This window comes from Streptomyces sp. NPDC001920 (genome assembly GCF_053594495.1).
In genome coordinates, this window is sequence record NZ_JBSFEP010000026.1 from 1 (window position 1) to 13,499 (window position 13,499).

The window sequence follows — 13,499 nt, forward strand, 5'->3', positions numbered from 1 at the left end:
GGGCGGGGGGGCGCGCGGGTCGCCCCCGAGGTGGAAGCCGGGCCGGGACCGCGGGGGGGTTAGCGCGGGGAGGTGCGCGCCGCCGTCCTCAGCCCGGCGGGGGGCGCGGTACCGGGTGATCTCGGCGGTCGCGTACGGGTAGTAGCGGCCGGAGGCGTACAGCCCGTCCCGGTCCAGGTGGACCCAGAAGCCGAGGGCGGGCAGTACGTCGAGGTAGGCGCCCTGGTACGTCTTGTACGGCGACTTGTCGTTCGACATCCGGGTGTCGCGGACGGGGCCGAGCAGCCGCACCCCGTCGTCGTCCGGGGCGAAGTGCGCGGACAGTTCCGCGGCGAGCTCCTCCATGGGGGCCCGCACGTCGCTCTCGTAGACCGCGCGGTGGCGCAGCCGCCAGGCCTCCTTGGTGTTGTCGGCGGCGAGTTGCGCGTACAGGCGCGGCGCGGAGGGCGGGAAACCGCTGAACGTCACGACAGGTAGCCCGGGAGGGGGTGGCGGGCGCAGAGCTCGACGACCCGGGCCCGTGCCGCCGCACGCGCCGCGTCGGGGAGCACTCCGGAACCGGCCCGCAGCGCGTCGAGCACGTCGGCGACCAGGTCCGCGCACGAGGCGGCGGCGGCGCGGTCCATGCCGCGGGCGGCGAGGGTGTTGCTGCCCAGGCGCAGGCCGCTCGTGGTGCGCACGGGGGTCATGTCGCCGGGGACGCGGTTGCGGTTGACGATGATCCCGCAGGACTCCAGGGCCTCCTCGGCGATGTCGCCGGTCAGCCCGGTGCCGCGCAGGTCGATGAGGACCATGTGGGTGTCGGTGCCGCCGGTGACCAGGCGCATGCCCCGTTGCACGAGCCGTTCGGCGATGGCCTGGGCGCCGTCGGCGAGCCGCTGGGCGAGTGCGGCGAACTCGGGCCCGGCCACGTAGTGCAGGGCGCGTGCCTTGGCCGCGACGGACGCCAGGTCCGGGGTGCCCTGGGTGAAGGGGAAGACCGCGCGGCGCATGGTGGCGGCGAGCGTGCCGCGTTCGGGGCCGGCCCGCCGGGCGTCGCGGCCGAGCAGGATCAGGCCGCCGCGCGGCCCGTACAGCTGCTTGTAGGTGCTGGTGGTCGTGATGTGGGCGTGGTCGACGGGGCTGGGGTGGAGGCCGGCGGCGACCAGGCCCGCGATGTGCGAGATGTCGGCGAGGAGGTAGGCGTTGGCCTCGTCGGCGATCTCCCGGAACCGGGCGAAGTCGATGCTGCGCGGGTAGGCGCTCGCCCCGCACACGATGAGCTTGGGCCGGTGGGCGAGGGCGAGTTCGCGGATCTGGTCGTAGTCGAGCAGGCCCTGAGGGGTGAGTCGGTAGCCCTTGGCGTTGTAGTAGCGGCCGCTGACCGAGGCGGGCGAGCCGTGGGTGAGGTGGCCGCCGCAGTCGAGGTCGAGGCCGAGCAGGGTGTCGCCGGGGCTGAGCAGGGCGGTGAGCACCGCGAGGTTGGCGGACGAGCCGGAGTGCGGCTGGACGATGGCGTCGCGGGCGCCGAACGCGGTGCGGGCCCGCTCGATCGCCAGCCGCTCGATCTCGTCGGCGACGCCGCAGCCCGCGTGGTAGCGGGCGCCCGGGTAGCCCTCGGCGGTGAGGTTGCCGAGGGTGCTGCCGCCGCAGGCCAGCACCGACGGGTCGGCGACGCTGGAGGCGGCGACCATCATCAGGGTGTTGTTCTGCCGGGCCGCCTCCCGGTTGAGCAGCTCGTACAGCGTGGTGTCGGTCTGCCGCAGCCGGGCGGCGGCGCGGCCGGCGAAGGTGATCGGGTCGGGTGCGTGCGGTCCTGGCCCGGCGTGCGGGGCGACGTGGTCGCCGGCCGGCGCTTCGACCGGCGCCGGCATGGTGAACGTCATGGCTGTCCCCTCCTGGAGTGGGTGAATCGGCTGGTGCCGTGCGACGGTCCGGTGCCGCCGTCAGTGCGGGGCGTCCGCGTCGTCCGGGGACAGCTCGCTGAGCGCCTCCGCGGTCGCGACCGCTTCGGCGCCGTGCTCCTCGTCGGCGGCGATCTTCGCGGCGAGTTCGGCGACGACCGGGGTGCGGAACACGGTCCTGACCGGTACGGGCACTCCCAGCAGCTCCTGGAGGAGGCCGGCCAGGCGGGTGCCGCTGAGCGAGTCGCCGCCCAGTTTGAAGAAGTTGTCCGCGGGTCCCACGTGGTCCAGGCCGAGGATGTCGCCGATGGCCGCGCAGAGCACCAGCTCCAGCGCGTCGCCGGGTTCCGTGTCCCGGTCCGCGGCGCGGTCCTCGGCCGACTGCTGGGTTCCGGCCCGGGAGGCCAGCAGCAGACGGTCGACCTTGCCGTTGCGGGTGAGTGGCAGTTCGTCCAGCACGGTGAGCGCGGCGGGCACCATGTACGTCGGCAGCTGCTCGCAGAGCCGCGCCAGGATCTGCTCGCCCGAGCCGCCCGGCCCGGCGACGACGTAGGCGTGCAGCCGCCGGACGCCGTGGGCGCTGGCCGGGGCGACGACCACGGCGGCGTCGACCTGCTCGTCCTGGCGCAGTGCCGCCTCGATCTCACCGAGTTCGATGCGGTGGCCCTGGACCTTCACCTGGAAGTCGTCGCGGCCGAGGATCTCGATGCTGCCGTCGGGCAGGTAGCGGCCCAGGTCGCCGGTCAGGTAGGCGCGTTCACCGGTCTCGGGGAGGTGGACGAAGCGGTCGCGGGTGCGCTCCTCGTCGCCCAGGTAGCCGAGCGCCAGGCCGACGTCGCTGGCCACGGCCATCTCGCCGACGACGCCGAGCGGACGCTCGTGGGCGGTGCCGTCGACGACGTAGTAGCGCTGGTTGGTGATGGGCGTGCCGTACGGGATGCTCGTCCAGGTCGGGTCGACCTCCCCGATGGGCTGGAACAGCGACCAGCAGATGGTCTCCGTCGGGCCGCCGGATCCCACGACCTGGATGCCGGGGCTCTGGGCGCGCAGGCGGTCCGGCAGGGTCAGCGGGATCCAGTCGCCGGAGAGCACCGACAGCCGCAGCGACCGCAGCGGCCGGTCGCCGCCCCGCCGCTCGCGCACCTCGGCCTCGCCGACAAGCAGTTCCATCAGCACCGGTACGGAGTTCCACAGCGTCACGTGTTCGGCGGCGACCAGGTCGGCCCACACGTCCGGTTCCGCGTGGCCGAACGGTGGCGGGATCACCACCGTGCCGCCCTGCGTGAGCACGCCGAACACGTCGTAGATGCTGGCGTCGAAGTGCAGCCCGGAGATGGCCAGCAGCCGGTCCGAGGCGTTCACGCCGAACCGCTGGGCGACGTCACGGATCAGGTTGACCACGCCGATGTGGTCCACCATGACGCCCTTGGGCTCGCCGGTCGAACCAGAGGTGAAGATGGTGTACGCGAGGTCCGCGGGGGTCTGCGCGGTCTCGGGCCGGGTGGCGTCGCCGGTCTCGAAGTCCCGGTCGACGAGGTGGCGCCGCAGGTGCCGCGGCCACTCGATCCGGGTCTCCAGCGCCGACTGGGTGAGGACCGTGTCCACGCCGGCCTGGTCGAGCAGCCGGCGCAGCCGCTCCGGCGGCACGGAAGCGTCCAGCGGCAGGTAGGCAGCGCCGGAGGCCAGGATGCCGTACACCGCCGCGTACTGCTCCCAGCCCTTCTCCATCACGACGGCGACCAGCTCGCCGGGCCGCGCGCCGTCCGCGCGCAGCCGCCGCCCGATGCGCCAGGCGTACGCGGCGAGTTCGGCGTAGGTGAGCCGGCGGCCGGCGTCGACGAGGGCCTCGGCGCCGGGGGTGCGCGCGGCCTGCTCGGCGAACAGCTCGTGCAGGGTGGTGTACGGGATCTGGCCGGCGGTGTCGTTGACGCGGCGGCGCAGTTCCCGCTCGGCGGGCGGGATCAGGTCGAAGCGCCGGGTGCGCAGACTGCCGGGGTCGTCCAGGAGGCGCCGCAGCAGGGTGGTGTAGGCGCCGAACGCGGCCTCGGTGAAGCCGGGTGCGAAGGCGCCGTCCACGTAGTCCCAGATGACGCGCAGTTCGCCGCCGAGTTCGCGCAGCTGCACGTCCAGGGAGACCTGCGGGGTCTGCGAGATGGAGTACACCTCGTGCCCCAGGTCGGTGACCGGGCGCCGGGCGGGGTAGTCGAGCAGGCTGGTGACGACCACCGGCATCCCGGCCTGGGCGCCCGCGCCGTGCAGCCGGGTGAGCTCGCGCAGCACCCGGACGCCGTTGAAGCTGCCGTGCTCCATGTCCCGGTGCAGCTGGTCGCGCAGGGCGTGCGCCCGGTCCAGGAAGGTGGCGCCGGAGCTGTCCGCCGTGAGCATGACGGCGTTGGTGAAGTCGCCCAGGACGCTGCCGATGTCCTCGTGCACCGAGGGCCGCTGGAACACCGGGTAGTTGAGGGTGAAGTCGGCTTCCTCCGCCCAGCAGCGCACCACCTCGGCGAACGCGGCGGTGAGCAGGACCGACGGGGTCACCTCCGCCTCTCGTGCCAGCCGCTGCAAGCGCTGCCAGTCGTCGGCGGCGAGGCGGTGCTCGTGCCGCTCGAAGCGGACCTCGCCGTCGTCCCGGGCGGGCCCGGCCGGCAGGGAGGGGGCGGGCGGCAGCTGCGGCACCCGCTGGACCCAGTAGTCGCGCGCCGCCGCGAAGGCAGCGGTGCCGGGCAGGACGTCGGCGCGCCAGCGGGCGTACTCGGCGAAGGTGATGCCCGGCTCGGGCAGCTGCGCCGCCGGGTTCTCGTACAGGTCGATCAGGTCGGGGAAGAGCACCTGGAAGGCGCTGGACGCGTCCAGCACCTGCAGGTCGATGCCCAGGTGGATCCGGCTGAGGTTCCCCTCCCCCGGCAGCCGGACGATCCGCAGGTCGAACAGCGGCCAGCTGCCCACCGGGAACACCTGGTGGCTCATCTGCGTCCGCAGCCGCGCGAGCCGGCGCTCCGCCTCCGCCGGATCGGTGTCCCGCAGGTCGACGACCGGTATGTCGTAGGGCGGGGGCTCGGCGAGCACGTGCTGGGTGCCGTCGGAGCGGCCGACCGCGCGCAGCATGTCGTGGCGGGCGACGACCCGGCGCCAGGCCGTCGCGAAACGCTCCGGGTCCAGATCGGCGCGCTCCCACTCGAAGTAGCCGTAGCAGCCGATGCTGCCCAGCTCGACGCCCTCGCCCCGGCCGATCATCAGCGCCTGCTGGGTCTCGGTCATCGGGAAGGGCGCGGCGCTGTCGGTGGGGCCGTGCAAGAGCTCGGTCATGGTCCAACTCCACTCGCAGTGACGAAGAAAAGGGGCATCGGGCCGGTTGCTCGGGGGCGTCGCGCCACGGGGCAGGGGCGAGGCTAGGGCGGGCCGGTTAGCCACCGGTTACGCTGTTCGGTGAGCGTTTCGCCGGTTCGCCTCTCGCCCGTTCGCCCGGCAGGGAGAGGGCGAACAGCCGTACCAGCGGGTGGAAGAGGTAGCAGGGCCGGCCGTACCGGTCCGCGCCGCTGACCTCCAGCAGCGCCTCGTCCGCCATGGCCTCCAGCAGCAGTTCGGCGTCTTGCTCGGGCAGCCCGAGCAGCGCCGCAGCCTCGACCGCGGGGAACGGATGCAGCCCCAGGGCGGCGAGCGCGGGGAACGCCCGGCGGGCCGCCGGCGCAAGGCCCCGCCACGACGGCAGCAGGGCGCCGTGCACGTCGAGGTCGCCGGAGTGCAGTTCACGCAGGCGCAGGGCCGGGTCCGCGAGTCGGCGGGCGAGCCGGTCCGGGGTGTAGTGCGGGCGGGCGGCGATCCGGGTGCCGACGATCCGCAGGGCCAGCGGAAGGCCGGCGCAGTGCTCCACGATGGCACCGGCCGCACCGGGTGCGGCGGCCATCCGGTCCGGTCCCGCGGCGGCCGCGAGCAACTGCAGCGCCGGCCCGTCCTCCAGCGGGTCCAGGGCCACGGTGTGCGCTCCGGCGATGGTGGGCAGAGCGGTGCGGCCGGTGACGAGGACGGCTGGTTCGGGGGTGTTGGGCAGCAGGGGGCCGAGTTGTGCGGCGCCCGCCGCGTTGTCCAGCAGGATCAGCAGCCGCTGACCGCCGGTGCGTTCCCGGTACAGGCGGACCAGTTCGTCGGTGTCCTCGGCGTCGTGCGCTTCCATGGGCAGCCCGAGAGCCCTCAGCAGGTGCAGCAGCACCCGGCCGGCGGGCCGCACCGTGCCGTCCGGGGCGCGCAGGTCGGCGTACAGCTGCCCGTCGGGGAACCAGCGCTTGCAGCGGTGGGCGGCGTGCACGGCCAGCGCGGTCTTGCCGACCCCGGCCATCCCGGTCACCAGGACCCGTCGTGGGCGGTCGGCGGTGGCGGCGTTCGGCGCCAACGCACGTCGCAGCAGGTCGAGTTCGCGTTCCCGGCCGGTGAAGTCGACCGTGTCCGGGGGCAGCGTCGCCGGGACGCCGTGCGGCGGGCTCGCGCCGTCGGGTGCGTCACCCGCGGCCGGATCGGCCTGGTGTGCGGACCTCGGCGCGGCGTCGGCCTGCGGCAGCCGGGCGAGGGTGCCCTCCAGCAGGGCCCGGTAGGTCGCCTGCAGTTCCTCACAAGGGTCCACGCCGAGTTCCTCGGCCAGCTCCGCGCGGCCGTGGTGGTAGACGTGGATGGCGTCGGCCTGACGGCCGCTGCGGCACAGCGCGGTCATCAACTGACCGCGGATACGCTCGCGCAGCGGGAACTCGGCCACCAGCCCGGTGAGCTCGGCGGTGATCTGCTCGTGCCGGCCGAGCGCCAGATCGGCCGCGATCCGGTACTCCAACGTGGCGGCGCGGGCCTCCAGCAGAGTCGGTGCCTCGGCCTCCTCGAGATGCTCGGTGGCGTTCGCCAGGGGCGGGCCGCTCCACCGTGCCAGGGCGTCCCTGAGAAGGTCGGCGGCTTTTTCGTGGTCCTGTGCGAACAGTGCTTCCCGTCCCGCGCGCGCGAGTTCCTCGAATGCGAACAGGTCGACCAGTGAATTTCCTATGGCCATGGCATATCCGGGTGGCCTGCGGTCGATGAGTATGTCATCGCCGAGCATCTTCCGGAGCCTGGACACATAGGTGTACAGCTGGGCGCCGGCGGTGGCCGGCGGCGTCCATCCCCACAGCAGCCGGCTCAACCGGTCGTCGGACACCACCTCGCCGCGCGCCAGCAGGAGTGCCGCGAGCACGGTGTGCAGCTTCGACCCGGAGATCGGCACCCGGTGTCCTCCATGGCGCACCTCTACCGGCCCGAGCACTCGGAATTCCATGACATCCCCGTTCGTGATTCATGCGAAGAATCTGCGAACGAAGCTAGAGGGTTCCGTTATTTTCTCGATATCGTGTCGATTTCACGGGTGCCCCGAAGCATGAAAGCGGCGGGACAATGATTCGAAAGGAGCCGTCCCTAGTGTCCGTTCACACCGCAGAGAGCGGCTGTACGGTCCACCGGCAGAGGGAGTCTCCATGCGCAGCACTCGGACGGCGAAGCGGGCGGCGATAGCAGGTCTGGTCGTTCTGGCCGGACTCGTCACAGGTACCGGCGCCGGGCTGGCTACCACCGCACACTCGACCACCGTGACGGCGGGCGACATGCCCTGGGGCGTCGTCAGGCCGGTCGAGCAGCCGGCCATGGCCGACGACGACATGCCCTGGGGATGACCCACTGAGGGCTCACCTGGGTGAGCCGCGCTCCCGCGGAGCCCGTGACAGGGGCGACCGCACGCTCTTCTCGCACCACGTGCGACGAACCCGGCACTCACGCCGGGGCCGGCCGCACCGCCCGTACCGCACCCCTCAGGGCCGGCATCCGAAGCCCGCGGGGGCCCACCGTCGGCGTCCGCGCCACGCGGGCCCGTGACATCCGCGGCCGGGTCTCCTTCTCCGGCCGGCGCCGCCGCCCGCACCAAGTCGGGCGGGCACTCGGCAGCCGCACCGCGTCCGTCCTCCCGAGAGATCACTCGGGTCTGCCGACGGAGCCGGCAGCCGCGCCATCCGCATCCCTCACCCGCGCCACCCCGGCGGCCGCAGCCGAGGCCGCCGTGCGTGCGGCTTCGGAGGCATCCCCACCGCAGGGCCCGCACGTGCCGGTGCGGGCCCTGTACGCGTCCGCAGCGGACGCGCGGCCGATACCGGCGTTCAGCCTTTACCGTCTGTCAGCAGCCGGCGCAAGGCCTGCGGCGTGAAGCATCGTTCCGCCTGGGTGTCGGTCACGGCACCGTCCCGTACCGCGGCCATCAGCCGTAGCACGCCCGCCCGCCAGGGCTGCGCTCCGACCTCCCCGAGCGCGGCGTAGGCCCGCTCGAACCTGCGCTCCGCCGCCGCACGGTCACCGCCGAGGGCGCCGACGCAGCCGAGGTCCGTCTGGACCCGGGCGTACAGGAAGCGGTCGCCCAGTTCCTCAGTGATCTCCAGGGCCTGCTCCAGGGTGCGCTCGGCCGTCGGGAGGAGGCCCTGGCTCCACTGGGTCTCGCCCAGCCCCCGCAGGGCGTGGGCCTCGCCGACGCGGTCGCCCTCCTTGCGGGCCAGTTGCAGCACGTCGTGGAAGGACTCGGCGGCCAGGTCCAGTTCGCCGGCGTGCAGCCGTACCTCGGCGAGCCGGTACACGCTCTGGGTCTCCGCGCGGACCGATCCGGACCGCCGGCTCAGCCCGACCGCCTCCACGGCCAGCGGCAGCGCCCGGTCCACCTGGCCGCGGTCGAGCTCGATCTGAGCCAAGTAGCCCAGCAGGTGGGCCTGGTTGCCGACGTCCCCGGACGTGGCGAAACCCTTGAGCGCCGCCCGGCAGTGCTCCAGCGCCCGCTCCCAGTCGCCCTGCAACCGGGCGCACATGGCCAGGTTGCGCTGGGCCAGCGCCGCGCCGTGCGGGTCGCCCGTCTCCCGCAGCAGCCGCAGCGCCGCCATGTTGCGGCCCTCGGCCAGCTCATAGCGCCGCTGGTAGATGGCGAGGGAGCCGAGCAGCCGCAGCATGGTGGCCTCCCCGGACCGGTCGCCGGTGCGGCGGGCCGACGACAGGGACGCCTCGGCGCAGCGCTGCCAGTCCTCCAGGTAGTTGCGGGTCTCCAGGTGCAGCACAGCGCTCTCGGTCAGGGCACAGGCGTACCGGGCCCGGTCCAGCTCGGCCGCGTGCACCACCACGTCGGTGACGGCGGCGCGCTCGGAGTCGAACCAGTCGAGCGGTGAGGCCAGCAGCTCGTCCGTCTCGCCCCGCAGGAACCTGGGCGCCGGCTCCGCGGGGCGGCCGACCGGGAACTCGCGCCCGGCCAGGCGCCGGTGGGCCTCCTCCGCGAGCCAGAGCCAGGCCGCGAAGGTCCGCTCCAGTACGGCGTCGCACTCCTGCTGCGTCTCGTCGGCCTCCGCGCGTTCGCGGGCGAACAGCTGAAGCAGATCCTGGAAGCGGTAACGGGCCGCCCTGCCCGGCACCGGATCCACGGCCTCCAGCAGTTGGGCGTCGACGAGCTGGTCCAGCAGCTCCTCGGCGTGCCACAGGTCGGTCTCCACGGTGGCCGCGGCGACCCATGCCGCGAAGTCCGCGGTGCGCAGCAACCCGAGCCGGCGGTACATGCGGGCGGCGTCCGGGGACAGGTCGCGGTAGGTCAGGCGGAAGCCCGCCCGCACCCCGCCCTCCTCAGGGCTGAGTTCGTCGAGCCGCCGTCGCTGGTCGCGCAGCCGCTCGACCAGCCCTCGTACGCTCAGCCCGGGTTTGGCGGCGAGCCGGGCACCGGCGATCCGCAGCGCCAGCGGCAGCCGGTCGCACAGGGCGCTCAGCTGCTCCAGCGCCACCGGGTCGCTGCCGAACCGGTCGGCGCCGGCGATCTTGGTGAGCAGGGTGGTGGCTTCGGACTGCGGCAGGACGCGCAGCCGGATACGCACAGCGGTGTAGTCGCCGGTGACGTCGTCGAGGGCCTCGCGCCCGGTGGCCAGGACGACACTGCGCCCGCCGCCCGGGAGCAAGGGCCGTAACTGGGCGAAGGACCGTACGTTGTCGAGGAGGATCAGCACCCTGCGGGTGCTCAGCAGGCTGCGGAAGTGCGCCGCGCGTTCGTCGGGCTCCTCGGGTATCTGCGGGGCGGGCGTTCCCAGGGCCCGCAGGAAGCGGTCCAGTACGGCGGACGGGGACACCGGCGGGTTCTCCTCGTCGAAGCCCCGCAGGTCGGCGAAGAGCTGCCCGTCGGGGAAGCGCTCGGCCGCCTGGCTCGCCCAGTGGACGGCGAGCGCGGTCTTGCCCACGCCGCCCACCCCGACGATCGTCGCCACGGCGGGCGCGTGCGGGTGGTACGGCTCCTTGAGCAGTCTGTCGAGTGCGGCGAGCTCCTGCTGCCGTCCCGTGAAGCGCCGTACATCCGCCGGGAGTTGGGCGGGGACCGTCTGGACGGTGACGGAGGCGGCCGGAGCCGCGGGCGGCCTGGTCAGTTCGGGTGAGTCGTGCAGGATCAGGTCGTGCAACTGCTGCAGCGGCGGGCCGGGTTCGATACCGAGTTCCTCGTTCAGCAGCCGGCGGCCCTGCCGGAAGACCTCCAGGGCCTCGGCGCGCTGCCCGGAGCGGTACAGCGCCAGCATCAGGTGCTCGCGCGACTGCTCCCGCAGCGGGTGCCGGGCGACCAGTTCGCCGAGCTCACCGGTGAGCACCCGGTGCCGGCCCAGCTGCAGCATCAGGCCGGCGCGTTCCTCGATCAGGTCGAGGCGCAGTTGTTCGAGCCGGGCGGCCTCGGCCTCGATCCGTTCCCCGGTCAGTTCGTCGAGGGCCGGGCCGCGCCATGTGCTGAGCGCCTCCTCCAGCAGGCTGCACGCCTCCTCGGCCCGTCCGAGCCGGGCGGCGTCACGGCCGCGTTCGGCCTGCTGCAGGAACTCCACGACGTCGATGCGGTGTTCACCGCGGGCCAGGACGTAGCCGGGCGGGGAGGTGAGCAGCAGTTCGCTCTCACCGGCCTCCTTGAACGTCTTGCGCAGGGTGGCCACGCAGATGGCGATCTGGTTGCGGGCGGTCGCCGGGGGCGATTCCGGCCAGACGGCGTCCACCAGGGTGTCGACCGAGACGATCCGGTCGGCGGACAGCAGCAGCATCGCCAGCGCGGTGGACTGCCGTCTGCCCTTGATGCGCAGGGGGACCCCGTCGGCCTCGACGAGCAGGGGACCCAGCAGTCTGAACACCAACTGATTCAACGGTCCCCCCGGACTGCGGCATGCGACAGGTCGGTAACGCTATATCAAGGCGAACTAGGGTGCCGGTCGGACAGCGACCGGCGGGTGGGCAAAGCCGTGTGACGCCGTGTGCGGCCCCTTGGTCGGAGCGGTCGCAGGCTGCCGCCCGGCTCCTTCTCAGGACGGGACGCGCGGAGCGACGGAGCACAGGGCCCGTGACAGTCCGCTCAAGGTCTCTACCGTGCGCCGGAGTTCGGCCTCCCCACCGAGCTTCTCGCACAGTTGCTGGGCCAGTTCGGCGTGGCCGGGGCCGACCTCGCGCAGCGCCACCTCTCCCGCCCCGGTGACCGCCAGCAGTCGGGCGCGGCGGTGCGCGGGGTTGTCGCGGTAGGCGGCCAGCCCCTGTTCCACCAGGAGGTCGGCGAGCCGCTGCACGCTCTGACGGGTGGTGCCCAGCAGCCGCGCGACGTGGGACACGGTCCGCGGGCTGGCGCCCACCGCGTCGAGGACCTGCCATTGCGCGGCGCTCAGCCCTGAGGCCTGGGTCAACTCGTTGAACAGTGCTACGAACCGGCCGTTCAGATGGAGCACGGCGACGGCGGAGCGGCTGAGGGCGTCGACGGCGCTCATGCGGTCACGGACCTCCACACCGGATGTCGCAGCTCGCACAACGTCCCCCTCAGGCAGAAATCGGCACACTGATCGACGTTGTGTGCCGCAGACGGCGCTTCCCGGCCACGCGTTGCTGCACCGTACAGGTGAGCGACACCCCTGTCTATGTTGTCTCCCATGAGTGGAATGAGAGCTACCGCCTTGCGGGGGTGCGGTGTTGGCCTCGGCACGCTCCCGCAGGGGTGGCGGCGCCGTCCTCGCACGGCGACCTGCCCTTCCACCGCGGTCACTGTCCGTCCGGTGAGCCGGGAGGGAATCCGCTTTCCCGCTCCGGCGGCATCGGCCCGGGCCGATCGCTCGCTCGGACCGGAGGCTGGCGACACGGCCACGCCGCCTCGCTCATGAACGTGACGTCGCCGCAGGTGGCCGAACGAGCACCGCCCGGAGGGCCGACGGCCCGGCGGCGCCGGGCGTCTCCCCTGTGTCATGGACCGCGCTTGCACCGACGCGGCCCGTCTGCGCCGTACTCCGCCGGGACCCCGAAGCGTCGGCCGGCAGGCGGCGGCCTTCGAAGAAGACGTTGACGATGCGCTGTTCCGGCGTGTCGGGGATGCGGAGAGACATGCCGCCGCCCGCGTGCCGACGTCGCCCGGAAGCTGCTGCCGTGGCCGCGTCGCCCCGCGGCAGCTCTTCGGGGTGCCCGCGTCGACGGCGGACGTCTCTTCGGGGTGCCCGCGTCGACGGCGGACGTCGTTCCCGACGGCGGATCTGCTGCGCGACCGACCCAGCGGGGGCGTCAGTCCCTCATGCCACGCAGTCTTCTCTCATGCCGCACGGCGTTCTTCGCGTCCCGTCTTCCCCTGCGGCCGGGCCGGCCTGACCCGGTAGGTGGTCTTCGACGGGTCGGTGACGGGATCGCCCAGGGCTATGCGCCCGCCGGTGCGCAGTTCCTCGCACACGTCGGTCGGCAGGGCGACGTAGCAGCCGCCCCTGCCGGTGGCGGTGCCGACCGGGCGCCAGTAGCCGTAGCGGATTCGCCCTCCGTCGTGGACGGTGACGAAGACGGGGGTACGGGAGTCGGACACGATGCGCAGCACATCCGACGCGAGGGCGTTGAGCGGCCTCGTGGATCTGGGCGGGTGCAGAACGGCGCGAGCGCTCGGGCGGGCGAACTGCGTGTGTGCCACGTACCCGGCCAGGTCGCGTGCGCCGCGGCGCTCGGCGGGAACGGGTGCGGGAACCACGGCGTCCGCTACGAGGAGCGGGGTGCGGGAGGGGGCCAGAGGCATCGGTACGTCCTTTCCACGAGGGAGGAACGGACACCGCCCGCCTCGTTCCTGACTTTCGTCGATCTTGCTGATCCGCATTCTTGCGCCTGCCACTGACAGTGCGCCCCTCCTGTCGGCCGTACGCGAGTGCGGGCCGCTCGGTGCGCCGCAGGGCGTCACCGGCGCGACCCGCGCTCACGCCGAACCTCACGCCTTGCGGCGAACGCCCCTCAGGGCCGTCCGGCCGCCGGGCAAAAGGCGCCGGTGCGTCAGCGGCGCCGCCCCCGCAGCTTGCCGATCAGCCGCTGGGCCTGGGCCCGGCGCCGCGGGTCGGCGGAGGCACGGCGTACCTCCGCCAAGGCCCGGCGCCCCTGCGGGCTCCTGCTGAACTGCCTGATCTTGTCCAACATGCCTGGCACGACTGTCCTCCCGAGACGGTCGACGACAACTCCCTTGCGAAGAAGGCTTCGTACGGACGCGGTTACCCTCGCCTCGCCGTCTCATCCCTGCCGCCGGGCATCCGGATGTCCCGTCGGCGGGTCGACCGTGCGTGTCATGCGAAAGCCATCGGTCCTCCG

Annotated in this window: 9 protein-coding genes; 1 reads left to right on the forward strand and 8 read right to left on the reverse strand. The window is 73.2% G+C overall.

Annotated features, from left to right (window positions below):
- From ACWCPI_RS33820 to ACWCPI_RS33835, 4 genes are all read right to left on the reverse strand, one after another.
- A partial coding sequence (locus ACWCPI_RS33820; protein ID WP_451041772.1) for a DUF2461 family protein occupies positions 1-468 on the reverse strand: 468 nt, incomplete at its 3' end.
- Positions 465-1,865, reverse strand: coding sequence for a serine hydroxymethyltransferase (locus ACWCPI_RS33825; RefSeq protein ID WP_451041773.1), 1,401 nt, complete (start codon positions 1,863-1,865; stop codon positions 465-467). The genes ACWCPI_RS33820 and ACWCPI_RS33825, both read right to left, overlap by 4 nt.
- A gap of 60 nt (positions 1,866-1,925) precedes the next feature.
- The gene (locus tag ACWCPI_RS33830; RefSeq protein ID WP_451041774.1) at positions 1,926-5,189 is read right to left on the reverse strand and encodes a non-ribosomal peptide synthetase; all 3,264 of its coding nucleotides are present in this window, start codon (positions 5,187-5,189) and stop codon (positions 1,926-1,928) included.
- A gap of 97 nt (positions 5,190-5,286) precedes the next feature.
- Positions 5,287-7,119, reverse strand: a complete 1,833-nt coding sequence (locus tag ACWCPI_RS33835) for a BTAD domain-containing putative transcriptional regulator (protein WP_451041775.1) — start codon at positions 7,117-7,119, stop codon at positions 5,287-5,289.
- A 247-nt stretch (positions 7,120-7,366) separates the two neighbouring features.
- On the opposite strand from ACWCPI_RS33835, the gene ACWCPI_RS33840 reads away from it, so the two are divergent.
- The gene (locus ACWCPI_RS33840) at positions 7,367-7,561 is read left to right on the forward strand and encodes a hypothetical protein (RefSeq protein ID WP_451041776.1); all 195 of its coding nucleotides are present in this window, start codon (positions 7,367-7,369) and stop codon (positions 7,559-7,561) included.
- Between the two features lie 477 nt (positions 7,562-8,038).
- Here ACWCPI_RS33840 and ACWCPI_RS33845 read toward each other — a convergent pair whose 3' ends face one another.
- The 4 genes from ACWCPI_RS33845 to ACWCPI_RS33860 form a co-directional block, all read right to left on the reverse strand.
- Complete coding sequence (locus tag ACWCPI_RS33845; protein WP_451041777.1) at positions 8,039-11,050, reverse strand: BTAD domain-containing putative transcriptional regulator; 3,012 nt, start codon at positions 11,048-11,050, stop codon at positions 8,039-8,041.
- 168 nt (positions 11,051-11,218) lie between these two features.
- Complete coding sequence (locus tag ACWCPI_RS33850) at positions 11,219-11,671, reverse strand: MarR family winged helix-turn-helix transcriptional regulator (RefSeq protein ID WP_451041778.1); 453 nt, start codon at positions 11,669-11,671, stop codon at positions 11,219-11,221.
- 806 nt (positions 11,672-12,477) lie between these two features.
- Positions 12,478-12,942, reverse strand: a complete 465-nt coding sequence (locus ACWCPI_RS33855; RefSeq protein WP_451041779.1) for a cell envelope biogenesis protein OmpA — start codon at positions 12,940-12,942, stop codon at positions 12,478-12,480.
- 248 nt (positions 12,943-13,190) lie between these two features.
- The gene (locus ACWCPI_RS33860; protein WP_388797366.1) at positions 13,191-13,340 is read right to left on the reverse strand and encodes a hypothetical protein; all 150 of its coding nucleotides are present in this window, start codon (positions 13,338-13,340) and stop codon (positions 13,191-13,193) included.
- Positions 13,341-13,499 lie beyond the last annotated feature (159 nt).